General features: G+C 75.6%; 2 protein-coding genes. Both read right to left on the bottom strand.

Annotation, left to right across the window (positions count from 1 at the left end; translation table 11 throughout):
* Positions 1-24 precede the first annotated feature (24 nt).
* Complete coding sequence (locus ACFV4P_RS03735; protein WP_380466985.1) at positions 25-10,212, bottom strand: type I polyketide synthase; 10,188 nt, start codon at positions 10,210-10,212, stop codon at positions 25-27.
* Between the two features lie 94 nt (positions 10,213-10,306).
* Positions 10,307-22,090 (bottom strand): SDR family NAD(P)-dependent oxidoreductase, encoded by an 11,784-nt coding sequence (locus ACFV4P_RS03730; protein WP_380466983.1) that lies wholly within the window; start codon positions 22,088-22,090, stop codon positions 10,307-10,309.
* Positions 22,091-22,105 lie beyond the last annotated feature (15 nt).

Raw genomic sequence — 22,105 nt, 5'->3', positions numbered from 1 at the left:
GGCTTCTCCTTCTGCGGCTGTCGGTCAGTCACGTTCGCCGCCCAGGGCCATCCGGACGAGGTCGTCGACGGCCATGGCGTTGATGTCGGCGGCGGGAGCCGGCGTGTCCGGTGTCTCCGGCCGGTCGGCGCGGTGCGCCCCGGCGGCCTTCCCGGCGGCGGGGTCGCCCGGCCCGTCGGGTACCAGGCGCCCGGTGAGGTAGGCGGCGACGGCGGCCGGGGTGGGGTGGTCGAAGACCAGGGTGGCGGGCAGCCGGCGGCCGGTGGCGGCGCCGAGCCGGTTGCGGAGTTCGACGGAGGTGAGCGAGTCGAAGCCGAGGTCCTTGAACGCCTGGTCCGGGTCGACGGCCTCGGGCCCGCCGTGGCCGAGGATGTCGGCGACCCGGCTCCGTACCAGGTCGAGCAGGGCGGCGACGCGTTCCTCCGGGGTGAGGCCGGTCAGCCGGCGGCGCAGCGTGTCCGCTTCGGCGGCGTCCGCCCCGGAGGCGGGGCGGCGTGCGGCGCCGGGGACCAGGGCGGAGAGCAGGGCCGGGACGGGTCCGGTCCGGGCCGCCGTCCGGAGCCGGCCGAGGTCGATCTTGACCGGGACGAGCAGCGGTTCGTCCAGGGTGAGCGCCGCGTCGAACAGGGCCAGGCCTTCTTCGCTGCCGATGGCCGCGGTGCCTCCCCGGGACATCCGCCGCAGGTCGGCGGCGGTGAGCGTGCCGGTCATGGTGCTGCGGCGCGCCCACAGGCCCCAGGCGAGCGACTGGGCGGGCAGCTTCAGAGCGCGGCGGTGCTGGGCGAGCGCGTCGAGGAAGGCGTTGGCGGCCGCGTAGTTGCCCTGTCCGGCGTTGCCGACCGTGGCGGACGCGGAGGAGAACAGGACGAAGGCCGACAGCGGCAGGTCACGGGTGAGGGCGTGCAGGTTGAGGGCCGCGTCGACCTTGGGCCGCAGGACGTGGCGCATCCGCCCGGGGGTCAGCGACTCGATCGTCCCGTCGTCCAGGACACCGGCCGCGTGGACGACCGCGCTCAGCGGACGGTCGACGGGGATGCCGGCGAGCAGGGCGGCGAGCGCGTCCCGGTCGGCGACGTCACAGGCCTCCACGTCCACCCGGGCACCGAGGCCGCGCAGGTCGGCGGCGAGGTCGGCCAGGCCCGGGGCGTCCGTGCCGCGCCTGCCGACGAGCAGCAGGTTCCGTACGCCGTGCGCGGTCACGAGGTGCTGTGCCACCAGGCCGCCGAGCGCGCCGCCGGCCCCGGTGACGAGGACGGTTCCCCCTCCTGCGGCGATATCGGACGGTGTGTCCAGATCCGTGGCGACGGTGGCCCTGGTGAGGCGGGCGGCGAGGAGTTGTCCGCCGCGTATCGCCAGTTGGGGTTCCGTTCCGGCCAGTGCCCGGGGCAGCAGGCCGGCCACGGCGGCCGGGTCGTCGGTGTCGATCAGCAAGAAACGGTCCGGGTGCTCGGACTGGGCGGAGCGGACCAGGCCGCGGACTGCGGCGCCGGTGAGGTCGGCGACCTCCTCGCCGGCTGCCGTGGCGACCGCGCCGCGGGTGACGAGCACCAGCCGGGTGCCGTCGTCCCACCGCGGGTCGGCCAGCCAGTCCTGGACGAGCCGCAGGGCGTCGTCCAGTGCGGTGTGCACGGATGCGGCGTCGGGCGGGGACAGCAGGATGTCCGGGGTGTGGCCGCACCAGGCCAGCACGGCGGCGGGCGACGGCGCTCCCCCGTCCAGCGCGGCACCGAGCGCGGCCAGGTCCGGATGGCTGTCCGGGAAGAGCTCCCCGCCGCCGAGGACAGCCCAGTGTCCGAGGGGGTCGGCGGGTGCGGTCGCGGGCGCCGCCGACCACTCCACCCGGTAGAGGGATTCCGGGCCGCCGCTCGGGCGGAGGGCATCGAGGTCGATCGGGCGGACGGCGAGCGCCTCGACCGACGCGACCGGGAGGCCGTTCGGGTCGGTCGCGTCGATCGACACCGAGCCGTCCGGCCGGAAACCGAGCCGCACCCGGAGCGCGGTGGCTCCGGAGGCGTGCAGCCCGACTCCGCTCCAGGAGAACGGCAGTCCGGCGGACGGCCGGTCCGGGCCCGGTCCGGCTTCCGGCCGAGTGCGCAGGAACAGCCCCTGGAGGGCGGCGTCCAGGAGGGCGGGGTGCACGCCGAAGGCGGAGGCGGACCGGTGCTGGTCCTCGGGCAGACGTACCTCGGTGAAGATCTCGTCACCCCGCCGCCAGGCAGCGGTGAGCCCGCGGAAGGCGGGTCCGTAGCCGTAACCGGAGGCATCGAACCGCTCGTACAGGTCGTCGACGGGGATCGGGACGGCACCGGGCGGGGGCCAGGAGCCGGCGTCGTCCGGTACGGGCACGGACGACTGCTCGCGGGTCGTGGCGTCGGCGATGAGCGTGCCGGTCGCGTGCGCGGTCCAGTGCGGGGTCGCCGCGTCCTCGCGGCAGGAGAACAGGTCCAGGGAGCGGCTGCCGTGCGCATCCGTGGCACCGACCCGAACCTGCAGGCGGACGGCGGTGTCGACGGGTATCAACAGCGGTGCCTGGAGCGTCAGTTCCTCCACCGTGCGGCAGCCGGCCTCGTCCGCGGCGCGTACCGCGAGTTCCGCGAAGGCCGCACCGGGCAGCAGGACCGTACCGGCCACCGCATGGTCGGCGAGCCAGGGGTGAGTACGCAGCGAGATCCGGCCCGTGAGCAGCAGTTCGCCCGTGTCGGCCAGCTCGATGGCCGCTCCGAGGACGGGGTGGTCGGCCGGGTCGAGCCCGGCCGCGCCCACATCGGCCGCCGTGGTGGGCGCCGGCTCGGGCCAGTGGCGGCTGCGCTGGAAGGCGTACGTCGGCAGATCCACCCGCCGCGCCCCCGGGAACGCACCCGAGAAGTCCACCCCCAACCCGCACTCCCACGCGCGGCCCACCGCACGCAGCACCTGCGCCGGACCGCCCTCGCCGCGGCGCAAGGTCCCCAGCACCGCCGCGTCCACACCCGCGGCCTCCACCGACTCCCCCACCGCCACACCCAGCACCGCATGCGGACTGGACTCGACGAAGAACCGGAAACCCTCCGCCAGCAACGCCGCCGTGGCCTGCTCGAACTCGACGGTCTCCCGCAGGTTGCGGTACCAGTACTCGGCGTCCAGGACATCCGTGTCCAGCCAACCGCCCGTCACCGTCGAGAAGAACGGCACAGAACCCGCGAGAGGCGCGATGCCGCCCAGATCGGAGAGCAGCTGCTCACGAATCCCCTCGACGTGCGCGGAGTGCGACGCGTAGTCGACGTCGATCAGACGCGCCCGCACTCCTTCTTCCACGAGTTCGTCCACCAGCGCGGCGACCGCGTCCGCGTCACCCGACACCACCGTCGACGACGGGCCGTTCACCGCCGCCACCGACAGACGGCCCAGGCGTTCCCGCACCACGTCCACCGGCAGGGGCACCGACGCCATACCGCCACGGCCCGCCAACACGCGGATCGCCCGGGAACGCAACGCCACCACACGGGCGCCGTCCTCCAGACTCAGACCGCCCGCCACCACGGCGGCGGCGATCTCGCCCTGCGAGTGACCGACCACCGCGTCCGGAACGACCCCGAACGACCGCCACACCTCCGCCAGCGACACCATCACGGCCCACAGCACCGGCTGCACCACATCAACCCGCGCCAACAGCGCCTCCGAGCCCAGCGCCTCCGCCAACGACCAACCCACGTACGGCGCCAGCGCCCGCTCACACTCCGCCATCCGCCCCGCGAACACCTCCGACCCCGCCAGCAACTCCGCAGCCATCCCCACCCACTGCGAACCCTGACCCGGGAACACCAGCACCGAACGACCGTCGACCGGGCGACCGCCGTCCCACGCTCCCGAGTCGTCGTCGGCCATCCGGCCCAGCAGGGTGTGGAGTTGGTCCCGGTCCCCGACCAGTGCCTTCCGGTACTCGAAGGCGGTGCGGGCGTGCAGGGCGGATCCGATGTCGCGCGGGTCGGACCCGGGGTTGCCGTCCAGGTGGCTGCGCAGCCGGTCGGCCTGGAGGCGCAGTGCCTGCGGGCTCTTCGCCGACAGCAGCCAGGGCACCGCCGGCAGGGGGGTGCGTTCGGCCGGCGGGCCGTCGTCCTCCGGGGGGGTGTGTTCGAGGATGGTGTGGACGTTGGTGCCGCTCAGGCCGAAGGAGGACACTCCGGCCCGGAAGGGGCGGCCGTGGGACGGCCAGGGCTGCTGCTCGGTCGCGAGGGCCAGCGCTCCGCGTGTCCAGTCGACGTGGCCGGAGGGCCTGTTGACGTGCAGGGTGCGGGGCACCTGCCCGTGCTGCATGGACAGCACCGTCTTGATCACCCCCGCCACGCCCGATGCCGCCTGGGCGTGGCCGAGGTTGGACTTGAGGGAGCCGACCAGCAGGGGCCGTTCGGCGGGCCGGTCCTGGCCGTACGTGGCCAGCAGGGCCTGGGCCTCGATGGGGTCGCCGAGGGTGGTGCCGGTGCCGTGCGCCTCCACCACGTCCACCTCGGACGCCGTCAGGCCCGCGTCCGCCAGCGCGGCCCGGATCACCCGCTGCTGGGAGGGGCCGTTGGGGGCGGAGAGTCCGTTGCTGGCGCCGTCCTGGTTGACGGCGGAGCCGCGTACCACCGCCAGGACCGGGTGTCCGTTCCGGCGGGCGTCCGACAGCCGTTCCAGCAGCAGGACGCCGACGCCTTCGCCCATGCCCATGCCGTCCGCGTCGTCCGAGAAGGCCTTGCAGCGGCCGTCCTCGGCGAGTCCGCGTTGCCGGGAGAAGCTGATCAGGGCGCCGGGGGTCGCCATCAGGGCGACGCCGCCGACCAGGGCGAGGGAGCAGTCGCCGCCGCGCAGGGCGCGGCCGGCGTAGTGCATGGCGACGAGTGAGGAGGAGCAGGCCGTGTCGATGGTCACGGCGGGGCCTTCGAGGCCCAGGGTGTAGGCGACCCGGCCGGAGACGACGCTGGGTGCGCTGCCGGTGAGCAGGTGGCCGTCTCCTTCCTCCGACTTGGCGACGACGGCCGCGTAGTCGGCGTAGTTGACGCCGGTGAACACGCCGGTGCGGCTGCCGCGCAGGGCGGCCGGGTCGATGGCGGCGCGTTCGATCGCCTCCCAAGTGGTCTCCAGGAGCAGCCGCTGCTGCGGGTCCATGGCCAGGGCTTCGCGCGGCGAGATGCCGAAGAACTCCGCGTCGAAGTCGGCGGCGTCGTGCAGGAAGCCGCCCCGCCGGGTGGTCGAGGTGCCGGGGCGGTCGGGGTCGGGGTCGTAGAGGGCTTCGATGTCCCAGCCGCGGTCGGTGGGGAAGTCCGAGACGGCGTCGCCGCCGTCGGCGAGCAGGCGCCACAGGTCGTCGGGGGTGCCGATGCCTCCGGGGAAGCGGCAGGCCATGGAGACGATCGCGATCGGCTCGTCGTCGGACGCGGACGCGGACGCGGACGTGGGCGCGGGCGGGTGCGCGGCGGCGTCCGGGGCGGCGGGGTTCGGGTCGGTGGCCTGCCGGCCGAGCAGTTCGGCGCGGATCTCCCGGGCGAGCGCGGTGGACGACGGGTGGTCGAAGATCAGCGTGGACGGCAGCCGCAGTCCGGTGGCGGTGTTGAGCCGGTTGCGGAGTTCGACGGCGGTGAGGGAGGCGAAGCCCATGTCCTGGAAGGCCATGCCGGGCCGGATCGCGTCCACCGAGGGATGGCCGAGGACGGCTGCCGCGTGGGTGCGGACCAGGTCGAGGAGCAGGCGGTGCTGTTCGGATTCGGCGAGGGCGGCGAGCCGTTGGCGCAGCAGTGCGGCGGCGGGTGCCTCCGTGTCGCCGGTCGCGGCCTCCAGGGCGCGGCGGGCTTCGGGAATGCCGGTGAGCAGCGGGCTGGGGCGGGTGGAGGTGAAGACGGCGGCGAACTGCTCCCAGTCGACGTCGGCGACGGCGAGGACGGTCTCGTCGTCGTCCAGTGCCTGTTGCAGGGCGTGGACCGCGAGGTCGGGGGCGATCCGGGGCAGGCCGTGCTGCTCCAGGTTGAACAGGTCGGCGTCCTGTCCGGCGGTGCGGTCCTGGAAGGGGTTCTCGGCCTGCCAGATGCCCCAGTCGACGGTGGTGGCGGTGAGGCCGCGGGCCCGGCGGTGCTGGGCCAGGGCGTCGAGGTAGGCGTTGGCCGCGGCGTAGGCGCCGTGGTCGCCGCTGCCCCAGACTCCGGCGATCGAGGAGAACAGGACGAAGGCGTCGAGTTCGCGGTCGAGCAGGGCGTCGAGGTGTTCGGCGCCGGCGGCCTTGGCGGCGACGATCTGTTCGAACGCGGACATCGGTGTGCCGTCCAGGGGGGCGAGCGCGACGAACGCGGCCGCGTGGACGACCGCGGTGACCGGGTCGCCCGCCGTCTCCAGGCCGGTGAGCAGCGCCGCCACGGCCTGACGGTCCGCCAGGTCGCAGACGGGCAGGGTCAGTCGTACGCCGAGGGCGGCCAGTTCCGCGGCGAGTTCGGCCGCGCCGGGTGCCTGGGGGCCGCGGCGGCCGGGCAGGACGAGGTGGGTGGCGCCGCTGCGGGCCAGCCAGCGGACGAGGTGCGGGCCGACGGCTCCGGTGCCGCCGGTCAGCAGGACGGTGCCGCGGGGCTTCCAGTGCTTCGTACGGCTGTCGTTACGGCTGTCGTTCAGGCTGTCGTTCCGGGGGGCGCGCCGGAGGCGGCGGGCCAGCAGGCCGGTGGGGCGCAGCGCGAGCTGGTCCTCGCGGCCGACGCCGTCCGTGCCGGTGCCGGGGGCCGTCAGGACGGCGGCGAGGCGGGTCCTGGAGCGGGCGTCGAGGTCCGGCGGCAGGTCGACGAGTCCGCCCCAGCGGGCGGACAGTTCCAGCGCGGCCACCAGTCCGGTGCCCCAGACCAGTGCCTGGCGGGGGTGGGTGACCGGGTCGTCCGGGCCCGTGGACACGGCCCCGGCGGTGGCGCACCACAGGGGTGCGGTGAGGGCGAGGTCGCCCAGGGCCTGCACCAGGGCGACGGTGAGTGCCGTCCCGGTGGGCAGGGCCGGGTGGTCGGGGTGGGGCCGGTCGTCGGCGGCCAGCAGTGACAGCACGCCCGTCGGGACGTGGTCGCCGAGGGCGGTGGCGAGCGTGTCCGCGAGGTCCGTGCGGCGGACGGCGTCGGCGGCGACTTCGGCCGTGACGACGGTGGCGCCCGCTTCGGTGAGGGCGAGCAGCGGGCCGCGTACCCGTGCGTCGTCGTCGTGTCCGGCGGGCAGGACGACGAGCCAGGTGCCGGCGGCGGCGGTGGCGGCCGGCGGGTCGGGCAGGGGCTGCCAGCCGATGCGGTAGCGCCAGGAGTCGATGACGCTCTCGTCGCGCCGCTGCTTGCGCCAGCCGCGCAGGGCGGGCAACAAGGGGGCGAGGGCGTCCTCGTCGACGGCGAGGTGGGCGGCGATCTCGGCCGGGGCGCCGTGGTCGACCATGTGCCAGAAGGCCGTGTCGTGCGGGTCGGCGGCGGCCGGTCCGGTGCCGGGCGCCGTCTCCGGCTCCAGCCAGTAGCGCCGCAGTTGGAAGGGGTACCCGGGCAGGGCGGTCGGGCGGGCGCCGGTGCCGGCGTACACCGCGGACCAGTCGACGGCCGCGCCCGCCACCCACAGTTCGGCGGCCGAGCGCAGGGCCCGGCGCGGTCCGCCGTCGTCGCGGCGCAGGGTGCCGACGACCACGGGCGGCTCCTCGGCGTCGGCGGCCTCGGCGGTGTCCTGGAGGGCCATGGTCAGCACCGGGTGCGGCGACACCTCGACGAAGACCTCGTGGCCCTGCTCGATCAGGGAGCGGACGGCCGCGTCGAAGCGGACCGTCCCGCGGAGGTTGCGGTACCAGTAGTCGGCGTCCATGACCGTGGTGTCGAGCCGGTCGCCGGTGACGGTGGAGAACAGCGGAATCCGGGCCTGGAGCGGGCGTACGCCGGCCAGCGCGGCCAGCACCTCGGACCTGATCCCTTCGACCTGGGCCGAGTGCGAGGCGTAGTCCACGGGGACGGACCGGGCCCGTACGCCCTGTGCCTCGCAGTGGGCGAGCAGTTCGGCCAGGGCCCGGGTCTCCCCCGAGACCACCACGGTGGCGGGCCCGTTGACGGCGGCCACCGACAGTTTCTCGGCCCAGGGGGCGATCTCGGCGCGGACCCGGTCCTCGGGCAGGGACACCGCGACCATGCCGCCGAGTCCGGCCAGCGCCCGGATGGCGCGGCTGCGCAGGGCGACGACCTTCGCCCCGTCCTCCAGGCTCAGCGCTCCCGCCACCACGGCGGCGGCGATCTCGCCCTGGCTGTGCCCGACCACGGCGTCGGGCCGGACGCCCCAGGACTCCCAGTGCGCGGCCAGTGACACCATCACCGCCCACAGCACCGGCTGCACCACGTCCACCCGTTCCAGGGAGGGTGCCCCGGGCGCGCCTTCCAGGACGGCGGGGAGCCGCCAGTCGACATGCGCGGAGAGGGCGGCGTCGCAGGCGGCGAGGCGGTCCCGGAAGGCGGGGCTGGTGGCGAGCAGGTCCTGTGCCATGCCGGCCCACTGGGAGCCCTGGCCGGGGAACACCAGTGCCGTCCGGCCCTCGACGACCCGGCCGGTGCCCACGACGACATCAGTGGGCACCGCCGTACCCGGTCCGGCCAGGGCGGCGAGACCGTCCAGCAGGGCGTCCTGCCCGGCGCCGATCACCACGGCCCGGTGTTCGAAGGCGGACCGGGTGGTCGCCAGCGAGAACCCGATGTCGGCCGGCCGTGCGGACGCGTCCGTGGCGAGCCGGGCGCGCAGCCGGGCCGCCTGGTCCCCGAGCGCGGACGCGGTGCGGCCGGACAGCACCCAGGGCAGCACGGCCCCGGGCACCGCTTCCGGCCCGTCCGCCGCTTCCGGCCCGTCCGCCGCTTCCGGCTCCGGCTCCGGTGCCTGTTCGAGGACGACGTGCGCGTTGGTGCCGCTCATGCCGAACGAGGACACCCCGGCCCGGCGCGGCCGGTCGACGGCGGGCCAGTCGCGGGCCTCGGTGAGGAGTTCGACGGCACCCGAGGACCAGTCGGCGTGCGGGGTGGGCGCGTCCACGTGCAGGGTGCGCGGCAGGACCCCGTGCCGCAGCGCGAGCACCGTCTTGATGACCCCGGCGACCCCGGCGGCGGCCTGGGTGTGCCCGATGTTCGACTTCAGCGACCCCAGCCACAGCGGGCGGTCGGCGGGCCGGTCCTGGCCGTACGTGGCCAGCAGCGCGTCGGCCTCGATCGGGTCGCCGAGGGTGGTGCCGGTGCCGTGCGCCTCCACCACGTCCACGTCGGACGTCGTCAGCCCCGCGTCCGCGAGCGCCGCCCGGATCACCCGCTGCTGGGAGGGGCCGTTGGGGGCGGTCAGGCCGTTGCTGGCGCCGTCCTGGTTGATCGCCGAACCGCGCAGCACGGCCACCACCGGGTGGCCGTTGCGGCGCGCGTCCGACAGCCGCTCCAGCAGCAGCATCCCCACGCCCTCGCCCCAGCCGGTGCCGTCCGCGGCCGCCGCGAACGGCTTGCAGCGGCCGTCGGCGGACATCGCGCCCTGTCGGCTGAACTCGACGAACACCGCCGGCAGCGCCATCACGCTGACCCCGCCGGCGAGGGCGAGCGAGCACTCACCGGCCCGCAGGGCGCGCGCCGCGAGGTGCAGCGCCACCAGCGAGGCCGAGCAGGCGGTGTCCACGGTGACGGCGGGGCCTTCGAGTCCGAGCGCGTAGGACACCCGCCCGGACATCACGCTCATCGAGTTCCCCGTCATCAGGAACCCCTGGACGGCTTCGGCGGCGCCGGAGCCCAGCGTCGCGTACCCCTGGTCGATGGCCGCGGCGAACACCCCGGTCCGGCTGCCCCGCAGGGTGAGCGGGTCGATGCCGGCCTGCTCGACGGCCTCCCAGGACGCCATCAGCAGCAGCCGCTGCTGCGGGTCCATCGCGACCGCCTCACGCGGCGAGATGCCGAAGAACTCCGGGTCGAAGTCCGCCGCGCCATCCAGGAACGCCCCCCGCCCGGGGACGGTGCCGCCGGACGGCCAGGCGGTCTCCCAGCCCCGGTCGCCGGGGACGGGCGCGACGGTGTCGCGGCCTTCGGCGAGCAGGTCCCACAGGTCCTCCGGGGTGCGGACACCACCGGGGAAGCGGCAGCTCATCGCCACGATCGCGATCGGCTCGCTGGTGCGGGCCTCGGCCTCCCGGAGCCGCTGCCGGGTGTCCCGAAGGTCGATGGTCACCCGGTTGAGGTAGTCACGCATCCTCTGGTCGCTCACTGGACACCGCTGCTTTCGTCTCGGGCTGCTCGGGTCTCGTCTCGGACTGCGCGGGCTGCGCAGGGTGCGCAGGGTGCGCGGAACGGTGCCCTGGTCATGCGGATCCCAGCTGCCGGTCGATGTACTCGAACATCTCGTCGTCGCTGGCCGCCTCGATCAGGTCGGGGGCCAGGTCGTCCGCGTCGCCCGTGGGGCGGGCGGTGGTGGCCGGTGTCCCGCCGGGCAGCGGGCGGGACAGCACCTCCCGTATCCGGGCGGCGAGTTCGTCGCTGACGCCGTCCGGCGGCAGGGCGTCGAGCAGGGTCTCCAGGGTGTCGAGCCCGGCCCGGACCGCCGCGTCGCCGCTCGGGCGGGCGGCGGTGACCCGCTCGGCGAGGTGGCGTGCCAGTGCCTCCGGGGTGGGGTGGTCGAAGACCAGCGCGGCCGGCAGCCGCAGCCCGGTCGCGGACACCAGCCGGTTGCGCAGTTCGACCCCGGTGAGGGAATCGAAGCCGACCTCCTTGAACGGGCGGGCCGGGCGGATCAGGTTCGGCGAACTGTGGCCGAGCACCGCCGCCGCGTTGCCGCGCACCAGGTCGAGCAGGGTCCGGTGCAGTTCGGCCTCGGGCAGCTCGGCGAGCTGCTGCGCCATCGAGCGGGCCGGTGCCGCGGCGGAGGCGGCGGCGGTACGGGCGGGACGGGCCAGGCCGCGGAGCACGGCGGGCAGCCGGTCGTCCGCCCGCAGCACGGACGGGGCGATCCTGGCCGCGAGCCGGTAGGCGTACGGGGAGTCCAGCGCCGCGTCGAACAGGGCGAGGCCCTCCGCCGAGGTCAGCGCGCCCGCCCCGGCGCCCCGCCCCGCGGTGACCGCGGCGGTCATCCCGCTGCGCTCCTCCCACAGGCCCCAGCCGATGGACAGGCCGGGCAGCCCCTCGGCCCGGCGTTCGGCGGCGAGGGCGTCGAGGACCGCGTTGGCGGCGGCGTAGTTCGCCTGCCCGGCCGCGCCGAACTGGGCGGCGCCCGAGGAGAACAGGACCAGCGCCGCGAGGTCGAGGTCCCGGGTGAGTTCGTGCAGGGCCAGCGCCGCGTCCGCCTTGGGCCGCAGGACGCGATCGAGCCGGTCCGGCGTCAGCCCGGCGATCGTGGCGTCGTCCAGGACGCCGGCCGCGTGGACGACGGCGGTCAGCGGGTGCGCGGCAGGCACCGACCCGAGCAGGGCGGTGAGCGCGGCGCGGTCGGCGACGTCGCAGGCGGCGACGGTCACCGACGCCCCGAGTCCGGTCAGTTCCCGCACCAGCTCCGGCATTCCGTCGGCGGATCCGCCCCGGCGGCCCGCCAGCAGCAGGTGCCGGGAGCCGTGCGCGACGACCAGGTGCCGGGCGAGGAGCCGTCCCAGGGTGCCGGTGGCCCCCGTGACCAGGACGGTCCCTTCGGGGTCCGGCGCAGCGGGCAGCAGCAGGACGTTCTTGCCGACGCCCCGGGCCTGGCTGAGCGAGCGCAGCGCGGCCGGGGCCTGCCGGACGTCCCAGCCGGTGACGGGCAGCGGACGCAGCACCCCCTGCTCGAACAGGTCCAGGACGTCGGCGAGCATCTCGCCGATCCGCTCCGGACCGGCCTCCATCAGGTCGAACGCCCGGTAGCGCACCCCGGGGTGCTGCGCGGCGACCGCCTCGGGGTCGCGGACGTCGGTCTTGCCCATCTCCACGAACCGGCCGCCGTTCGGCAGCAGCCGCAGACCGGCGTCGACGAACTCCCGCGCCAGGCTGTCCAGGACGACGTCGACGCCCCGCCCGCCGGTGGCCGTCAGGAACGTCTCGGCGAAGTCGGTGGTCCGGGTCGAGGCGATGTGCCCGTCGTCCAGTCCGCCGGCCTTCAGGACGTCCCACTTGGCGGGGGAGGCGGTCGCGAACACCCGCGCACCGGCGTGCCGGGCGAGCTGGACCGCCGCCATGCCGACACCGCCGGCCGCGGCGTGGACCAGGACCGATTCCCCAGGCTGTAGTTCGCCGAGATCGAACAGGCCGTAGTAGGCGGTGAGGAACACCACCGGCACGGATGCGGCGCGGGCGAAGGACCAGCCCGCCGGTATCCGGGCGACGGTGCGGCGGTCGGCGACGGCGGTCGGGCCGAACGCGCCCCCGAAGATCCCCATCACCCGGTCCCCGGGCACCAGGTCGTCGACACCCGGGCCGACCTCGACGACGGTTCCGGCGCCCTCGCTGCCCAAGCCCTGCTGTTCGGGGTCGGGGTCCAGTCCGAGCGCGGCGATGACGTCGTGGAAGTTCAGCCCGGCGGCGCGCACCGCGATCCGCACCTCGCCCTTGCCCAGCGGGGCGAGGGCCGCAGGAGCGGGTTCCGCCGCGATGTCCTCCACGGAGCCCCGGCCGTCGGTGGTGAGCCGCCAGCCGTCGCCGTCCGGCAGGGACAGCGTGCCGTCCGGCCGTCCGCCGCGGACCAGCCGCGGCACCAGCGGCAGGCCGGTCCGCAACGCCAGCTCGGGTTCCCCGGCGGCGAGCGCCGCGGGCAGGGCGTCCGCCGGCTCGCCCGTCCCGGCCACGTCGATCCCGGCCGCGTCGATCAGGACGAAGCGCCCGGGGTGCTCGGCCCGCGCGCTGCGCACCAGGCCCCACAGGGCGGCCTGGGCGGGATCGACGGGACGGTCGAGCGGTCCGGTACGGACCGCGTCCCTGGTGAGCAGGGCCAGCCTGGCCTCGGCGAACCGCTCGTCGGCCAGCCACTGCTGGACGAGGGCCAGGCCCCGGTGCGCGGTGACGCGGACCCGGTCGGCAGGGTCGGGCAGGTCGGCGGTGGCGACGGCCGCCACGACCACCGCGGGGAGGGCGGCGCCCGCTTCGAGGGCGGCTCCCAGGGCGTCGAGGTCCGGCAACGTCGCCGCGCCCGGGACGGCATTGCCGAGGGCGGCCCAGGTGGGCACGGCACTGTCGGCCGGGTCGGTGGCCGGAGTCCAGTCGAGGCGGTACAGCAGGTCGGCGTGAGCAGTCCCGACCCCCGGCCCGCCCGCGGCCGGGGGCCGCAGCAGCAGGCCCTCCACGCCGAGCACCTGCCGTCCCGACAGGTCGTGGGCGTGCAGGGTCACGGAGTCCGGCGCGCCGGCGGCGAGCCGCACCCGCAGCGTGGTGGCCCCGGTGATCCCGCCGGTCACACCGTTCCAGCTGAAGGGCAGCCGGGCCCCGCCGTCCTGGTCGGGCAGCAGTGCGGCGGTCTGGAGGGCCGCGTCCAGCAGCGCGGGGTGCAGCACGCACCCGGCGGCGTCGGCGTGCTGCGACTCCGGCAGCACCACCTCGGCGAACACCTCGCCGTCGCGGAGCCACGCGGCACGGATGCCGCGGAAGGCCGGGCCGTAGTGGTAGCCGGCCTCCGCGAAGCGCTCGTAGAGGTCGCCGGTGTCCACGGGTTCAGCACCGGACGGCGGCCAGCTCAGCAGACCGGCCGCGGCTCCGACCTGCTCCCCGGCGGGCCCGGGCACCAGGGTGCCGGTGGCGTGCTCCGTCCAGGGCGCGTCGGCGTCCCGCGTCGTACGGGCGAACACGCTGAGTCCCCGCCGACCGTCGCCGTCGGGCGCGGCGACCCGGAGCTGCAGGTGAACGGCTCCCTCCGCCGGGAGCACGAGGGCCGATCCGAGGGTGAGTTCCTCGACCACCGGGCAGTCCGCCTCGGCCCCGGCGCGCAGCGCGAGTTCGAGGAAGGCCGTGCCGGGGAGCAGGACGACGCCCGACACCGCGTGGTCGGCGAGCCAGGGGTGGGTACGCAGCGAGATCCGGCCGCTGATCAGCAGCTCGTCGGAGTCCGCGACCTGCGTCACCGCACCGAGCAGCGGGTGCCCGGTCGTGGCGAGACCCGCCGAGGCGACGTCCCAGCTCGTGGTCGGGACGTCGAGCCAGTAGCGGGCTCGTTGGAAGGCGTACGTCGGCAGGTCCACCCGCCGCGCCCCCGGGAACGCACCCGAGAAGTCCACTGTCAGCCCGCACTCCCACGCGCGGCCCACCGCACGCAGCACCTGCGCCGGGCCGCCCTCGCCGCGGCGCAGCGTCCCCAGCACCACGGCGTCCACGCCCGCGGCCTCCACCGACTCCCCCACCGCAACCGACAACACCGCATGCGGGCTGGACTCGACGAAGAACCGGAAACCCTCCCCCAGCAACGCCGCCGTGGCCTGCCCGAACTCGACGGTCTCCCGGAGATTCCGGTACCAGTACTCGGCGTCCAGGACCTCCGTCTCCAACCAGCCGCCCGTCACCGTCGAGAAGAACGGCACAGAACCCGGCCTTGGAGCGATCCCGTCCAGATCGGACAGCAACTCCTCGCGGATCTCCTCCACGTGCACGGAGTGCGACGCGTAGTCGACCTCGATCAGACGCGCCCGCACCCCCTCCCCCACCAACGCGTCAACGAACTCCGCCACGGCGTCCGCGTCACCCGACACCACCGTCGACGACGGACCGTTCACCGCCGCCACCGACAACCGACCCACGATGCGCTCCCGCACCGCGTCCACCGGCAACGGCACCGACGCCATCCCACCCCGGCCCGCCAACACGCGGATCGCCCGGGAACGCAACGCCACCACACGGGCGCCGTCGTCGATGCTCAGACCGCCCGCCACCACAGCGGCCGCGATCTCGCCCTGCGAGTGACCGACCACGGCGTCCGGAACCACGCCGAACGACCGCCACAGCTCCGCCAGCGACACCATCACGGCCCACAGCACCGGCTGCACCACATCGACGCGCGCCAACAGGGCCTCCGAGCCCAGCGCCTCCGCCAACGACCAATCCACATACGGCGCCAGCGCCCGCTCGCACTCGGCCATCCGTTCCGCGAACACCGCCGATTCGGCCAGCAACTCCGCAGCCATCCCCACCCACTGCGAGCCCTGGCCCGGGAACACCAGCACCGAACGACCGGACACCAACCCGCCGCCAGGCACCGCAGCACCCTGCGACAGCGCGGTCAGGTGCTCGGCGAGGTTGTCCTCCGTGCCCACCAGCACCGCGCGGTGTGCCAGCGCGCTGCGGCCCGTGGCCAGGGAGAAGGCGACGTCCGTGGCGCGGACTCCCGAGCCGTCGCCGATCCGGGCCGCCAGCGCGGCGGCCTGGGCGCGCAGCGCCTCCGGGGTGCGTGCGGAGAGGAGCAGGGGCACGGTCTCCGGTGTCCCGGGCCCGTCGACGGAAGCTGTCGACTCGTCCGGGGCCTGTTCGAGGATGACGTGGGCGTTGGTGCCGCTGACGCCGAAGGAGGACACGCCGGCCCGGCGCGGGCGGCCTGTCTCGTCCCACGTACGGGCCTCGGTCAGCAGTCGGCCGGCTCCCGCCGACCAGTCCACCTCGGGCGTCGGGCCGTCCACGTGCAGCGTCTTCGGCATCACACCGTGCCGCAGCGCCAGCACCGACTTGATGACCCCCGCCACACCGGCGGCGGCCGAGGCGTGTCCGATGTTGGACTTCAGCGAGCCGATCCACACCGGACGGTCCGCCGGCCGGTCCTGCCCGTACGTGGCCAGCAGCGCCTGTGCCTCGATCGGGTCGCCCAACCGCGTCCCCGTACCGTGCGCCTCCACCACGTCCACCGCGGACGACGGCAGCCCCGCGTCCGCGAGCGCCGCACGGATCACCCGCTGCTGCGACGGACCGTTCGGCGCCGTCAGGCCGTTGCTCGCACCGTCCTGGTTCACCGCCGAGCCACGGACGACGGCCAGCACCGGATGCCCGTTGCGCCGCGCGTCCGACAGGCGCTCCACCAGCAGCATGCCGACGCCCTCGCCGAAGGCGGTCCCGTCGGCCGCCGCGGCGAAGGACTTGCAGCGGCCGTCCGGGGCGAGTCCGCCCTGTCGGCTGAACTCGACGAACAGTTCGGGGCTGCACATCACGTTGACGCCGCCGGCCAGCGCCAGCGAGCATTCGCCCGACCGCAGCGCCCGCACCGCGAGGTGCAGGGCCACCAGCGAGGACGAGCACGCCGTGTCCACGGTGACCGCGGGGCCTTCCAGGCCGAAGAAGTAGGCCAGGCGTCCGGAGACGATGCTTCCCGAGTTGCCGGTGCCGAGGAATCCTTCGACGTCCTCGGGGATGTAGGGCAGCAGCCGGGCGGCGTAGTCCTGCTGCATCAGGCCGACGTAGGTGCCGACGGGGGCGCCGCGCAGGGCGGCCGGGTCGATGGCCGCGCGCTCGAAGAGTTCCCAGGTGGTCTCCAGGAGCAGCCGCTGCTGCGGGTCCATGGCCAGGGCCTCGCGCGGCGAGATGCCGAAGAACTCCGCGTCGAAGTCGGCGGCGTCGTACAGGAAGCCGCCGTCGCGGGTGATGGAGGTGCCGACGCGGTCGGGGTCGGGGTCGTAGAGGGCTTCGACGTCCCAGCCGCGGTCGGTGGGGAACCCGGAGACGCCGTCGCGGCCCTCGGACAGCATCCGCCACAGGTCCTCGGGTGAGCGGACGCCGCCGGGGAGGCGGCAGGCCGCGGAGACGATCGCGATCAGGTCGTCGTCCGCGTCCCCGTTCCGGTCGGCCGGCCCTGCGGGTACGGCGGACAGGGCGGGCGTGGCCGTGGCCGTGTCCGTGAGTCCGGCGCGCAGGAAGTCCGCGAGCGCCGCCGGGGTCGGGTGGTCGAACACCAGGCTGGCGGGGAGCCGCAGGCCGGTGGCGGCGTTCAGGCGGTTGCGCAGTTCCACCGAGGCCAGCGAGTCGAATCCCAGTTCGCGGAAGGCCCGTCCGGGGTCGAGGGTGTCCGGGGTGGCGTGGCCGAGGACTGCTGCCGCGTGGGTGCGGACGAGTTCGACGAGCAGCCGGGTCCGTCCGGTGCCGTCGAGGGCCGCGAGGCGCACGCGCAGGGCGTTGTCGTCGGCCGTCGCCTCCGCGGCCGTGGCCGCCCGGCGGGGCGGTGTGCGCACCAGGCCGCGCAGCAGCGGCGGCAGGGTGCCGTCCGCCGCCGCGGAGCGCAGAGCTGCGGCGTCGAGGCGCATCGGGACCAGGGCGGCCCGGTCCACGGTGAGGGCGGTGTCGAAGAGCGCGAGTCCCCGCTCGGTGGAGAGCGGCGGCATCCCGGACCGGGCGAGGCGTCGTACGTCGTCCTCGTCGAGGTGTCCGGTGAGGGCGCTGGGCTGCTCCCACAGGGTCCAGGCCAGGGACTGGCCGGCCAGCCCGGCCGCCCGGCGCCGGGTGGCCAGGGCGTCGAGGAAGGCGTTGGCGGCGGCGTAGTTGGCCTGTCCGGGGCCGCCGAAGGTGCCCGCGGCCGAGGAGAAGAGCACGAAGTGCGTGAGGTCGAGGTCGCGGGTCAGTTCGTGCAGGTGGAGGGCGGCGTCGACCTTGGGGCGCAGCACGGCGTCCACCCGTTCGGGGGTGAGTGCGGTGACGACGCCGTCGTCGAGGGTGCCTGCGGTGTGGACCACGGCGGTCAGCGGGTGCGCGGCCGGCAGGTCCGCGAGGACGGCGGCCAGGGCGGTCCGGTCGGCGGCGTCGCAGGCGACGACGGCCGTCTCGGCTCCCAGTGCGGCGAGTTCGGCCCGCAGTTCTTCGGCTCCGGCGGCGGCCGGGCCGCTGCGGGAGAGCAGCAGCAGGTGCCGGACGCCGTGCCCGGTGACCAGGCGGCGGGCGACATGGGAGCCGAGCAGGCCGGTGCCGCCGGTGATGAGGACGGTGCCGTCCGGGTCGAAGGCCGAGCGGGGCTCCACCTCGTCGTTCCTGAGGACTCGGACCAGGCGGGGTGTGCGGACGTCGTCGCCGCGGACGGCGGACTGCGGTTCTCCCGAGGCGATCGAGGCGAGGGCCGCGGCGACGCCCGCGGAGGTGCCGTGCTCGTCGTCGGCGTCGAGGTCGAGCAGGGCGAAGCGCCCGGGGTGTTCGGACTGGGCCGAGCGGACCAGGCCCCAGAGCGCGCTGTGCGCGGGGTTGCGGACGTCCTCCCCGTCCCCGGTGCCGACCGCGCCCCAGGTGGCGAACACCAGGCGCGAGTCGGCGAAGCGGTCGTCGGCGAGCCAGGTCCGGATGTCGGCCAGCGCCTGGTGGACGGCCGCGCGGACCGCTGCGTCGGCGGGCTCCGCGGTCTCCGCGCAGAGCAGCAGGACCGTCTCGGGCACCGGTGCTCCGGCGTCGACGGCGGCCAGCAGCGTGGCCAGGTCCGCGGTGCGGTGGACGGGTGCGCCGCTGCCGCGCGGGGGTGCGGTGACCCACTCCGTCGCGTAGAGGTCCTGGTGGTGGCGGCCGCTGAGGACAGGGGCGGCGCCGATAGTGCCCGCGGGCCGCAGGACCAGCGCGTCCACGGTCGCCACGGGGGCGCCGGTCGCGTCGGCGACGGCGAGCGTCACCGTGTCGGGTCCGGCCGGGGCGAGCCGGACGCGGATCGCGTCGGCGCCGGCGGCGTGCAGGGTCACGCCGTTCCAGGAGAACGGCAGCCGTCCCTCGGGGTGGGCGTCCGCGCCGGGGGTGCCGGGCACGCCGGTGGCGTGCAGGGCCGCGTCCAGCAGGGCCGGGTGCAGGCCGAAGCGGGCGGCGTCGGGTGCGGCCCCAACCGGCCCGGCGGGCACGACGGCCTCCGCGAACAGCTCGTCGCCGCGCCGCCAGGCCGCGCGCAGGCCCTGGAAGGCGGGACCGTAGGCGAATCCGCCCGCCGCGAAGCGGTCGTACAGGCCGTCGAGGTCGAGGGGTTCGGCGCCGGGCGGCGGCCAGGGCATCGGCCCGTCGGCCTCGGTGCCTTCCGCGCCGGCCTGGGCCAGGACGCCTTCGGCGTGCCGGGTCCACTCCTCGTCGAGGGCGCCGTCGAGGTCGCCGTCGGCGGGTGTGTCCGGCCGGGAGTGCAGGCTGAGCGGGCGGTGGCCCAGGGAGTCGGGGGCGCCCACGGTGAGGCGCAGCACGGTGCCGCCGTGTTCGGGCAGCACCAGGGGGGCCTGGAGGGTGAACTCCTCGACCCGGGGGCAGCCGACGCGGGCTCCGGCCTGGAGGGCGAGTTCCAGGAAGGCGGTGCCCGGGAGCAGTGCCCGGCCGCCGACGGCGTGGTCGGCGAGCCACGGGTGGGTGCGGGCCGACAGTCGGCCGGTGAGGAGCAGGCCGTCGCTGTCGGCGAGGACGACGACGGCGCCCAGCAGCGGATGGTCGGCGGGGGCCAGTCCGGCGGAGGTGACGTCGGCGTCGGGCGCGGCGCCGTCCTCCAGCCAGTACGGGTCGCGCTGGAAGGCGTAGGTGGGCAGTTCCACCCGTCCGGGGCGGCGGTCGGCGAAGACGGTGTCCCAGTCCGGGGAGACTCCGCGCAGGTGGAGTTCGGCCAGGGACTCGGTGAACCGGCGCGGGCCGCCGTCGTCGCGGCGCAGGGTGCCGACGGCGGTGGCGTCGGCGCCGGCGTCCTCGGCGGTCTCCAGCACTCCGACGGTGAGGACGGGGTGCGGGCTGCTCTCCAGGAGGACCTGGTAGCCGTCGGCGAGCAGGGCGCGGGTCGCCTGTTCGAAGCGGACGGTCCCGCGGAGGTTGCGGTACCAGTAGTCGGCGTCCAGGGCGGTGGTGTCCTCCAGCAGGCCGCCGCTGAGGGTGGAGTAGAAGGGGACGGCGGACGGGCGGGGGGTCAGTCCGTCGAGCCGGGCGAGCAGTTCGGTGCGGATGTCCTCGACGTGGACGCTGTGCGAGGCGTAGTCGACGGGGATGCGCCGGCTGCGGATGTCCAGGGCCGCCGTCCGGTCGAGGAACGCGTCGAGCGCGTCGGTGTCGCCGGAGACCACGGTGGAGGCGGGTCCGTTGACGGCGGCGACGGAGAGCCGGCCGTCCCAGGGGGCGAGGTGTTCGGCGACCTGTTCGGCGGGCAGGGCCACCGAGGCCATGCCGCCGCGGCCGGACAGCGCGCGGATCGCCCGGCTGCGCAGGGCGACGACCTTCGCCCCGTCCTCCAGGCTCAGCGCTCCCGCCACCACGGCGGCGGCGATCTCGCCCTGCGAGTGGCCGATGACCGCGCCGGGGGTGATGCCGTGGGAGCGCCACAGTTCGGCCAGCGAGACCATGACGGCCCACAGCGCCGGCTGCACCACGTCGACGCGGTCGGCCGGCGGGGTGCCGGGGGCGCCGCGCAGGACGGCTTCCAGGGACCAGTCGACGAAGGGGGTCAGGGCGCGTTCGCAGTCCGCGATGCGGGCGGCGAACGCGGGGGCGGCGTCGAGGAGTTCGACGGCCATGCCGGCCCATTGGGAGCCCTGTCCGGGGAACACCAGGGCGACTTCGCCGCCGGTTCCGGCGGTGCCGAGGACCAGTCCGGGGACGGTGCGGCCGGCCGCCAGGGCGTCGAGGCCGGCCCGGAACTCGTCGGGGTGGGCGCCGATCAGGACCGCCCGGTGCTCGTGCCCGGCGCGGGTCGTCGCGAGGGCGTGGCCGACCTCCGCCGGGCCGGGTCCGGGGTGGGCGTCGAGGTGGTCGCGGAGCCGTGCGGCCTGGGCGCGCAGCGCGTCGGCGGTGCGTCCGGAGAGCACCCAGGGCAGGACCGCGGGGGCGGCGGGGGCAGCGGGTTGGTCGGCGGGTTCCGGGACGGGCTCGTCGGCCTGTTCGAGGACGACGTGTCCGTTGGTGCCGCTGACGCCGAAGGAGGACACCGCGGCCCGGCGCGGCCGTCCGGTCTCGGGCCAGGGGGTGTTCGCGGTGACCAGGCGCACCGCGCCCGCGGTCCAGTCGATCTGCGGGGACGGGTCCTGCGCGTGCAGGGTGGGCGGGACGGTGCCGTGCCGCATGGCGAGGACGGTCTTGATGACGCCGCCGACGCCGGCCGCCGCCTGGGTGTGCCCGATGTTGGACTTCAGCGAGCCGAGCAGCAGCGGCTGCCCGTCCGCGCGGTTCTGCCCGTAGGTGGCCAGCAGGGCCTGCGCCTCGATCGGGTCGCCCAGCGGGGTGCCGGTGCCGTGCGCCTCGACCACGTCCACGTCGGCGGGGGTGAGTCCGGCGTTGGCCAGGGCGTGCCGGATGACGCGCTGCTGGGCGGGGCCGTTGGGGGCGGTGAGCCTGCTGCTGGCGCCGTCCTGGTTGACGGCGGTGCCGCGGATCAGGGCGAGGACGGGGTGGCCGTTGCGGCGGGCGTCGGAGAGTCGCTCCAGCAGGAGCATGCCGACGCCCTCGCCCCAGCCGGTGCCGTCGGCGGCGGCGGAGAAGGACTTGCAGCGGCCGTCCCGGGCCAGGCCGCCCTGGCGGCTCATCTCCACGAACGGGACGGGTGTCGACATGACCATCGCGCCCCCGGCCAGGGCCAGGGTGCAGTCGCCGGCCCGCAGGGCCTGGGCGGCGAGGTGGATGGCGACCAGCGAGGAGGAGCAGGCGGTGTCGATGCTGACCGCCGGGCCCTCCAGGCCGAAGGTGTAGGCGACGCGGCCCGAGGCGACGCTGTCGGAGCTGCCGTTGCCGATGTAGCCGGCCACGTCGTCGGGGACCTGGCGCAGCCGTACCGCGTAGTCCTGGTACATCACGCCGGCGAAGACGCCGGTCCGGCTGCCCCGCAGGGTCGCGGGGTCGATGCCGGCCCGTTCGAACGCCTCCCAGGTGGTCTCCAGGAGGAGCCGCTGCTGCGGGTCCATCGCGAGCGCTTCGCGCGGGGAGATCCCGAAGAATCCGGGGTCGAAGTGCCCGACGTCGTCGAGGAAGCCGCCCAGGGCGGTGTGGCTGGTGCCCTCGCGCAGCTGGTCCGGGTCGTCCAGGTGGTCCAGGTCCCAGCCGCGGTCGCCGGGGAAGCCGGTGATGGCGTCGGTGCCGTCGGCGACCAGGCGCCACAGGTCCTCGGGGGTCCGTACGCCGCCGGGGTAGCGGCAGCTCATCGCGACGACCGCGATCGGTTCGCGGCCCGCTTCCTCGGCCTCGGTCAGGCGCCGGCGGGTGTGGTGCAGGTCCGCCGTCACGCGCTTGAGGTAGTCCCTCAGCTTGTCGTCGTTCACCATCGGGAGTCGCCGTCC

Origin of the sequence: Kitasatospora sp. NPDC059795 (assembly GCF_042732175.1) — a bacterium.
Taxonomy (GTDB): Bacteria; Actinomycetota; Actinomycetes; order Streptomycetales; family Streptomycetaceae; genus Kitasatospora.
The sequence above is the reverse complement of the archived record's forward strand: the minus strand, read 5'-3'. Positions and strand labels throughout refer to the sequence as shown.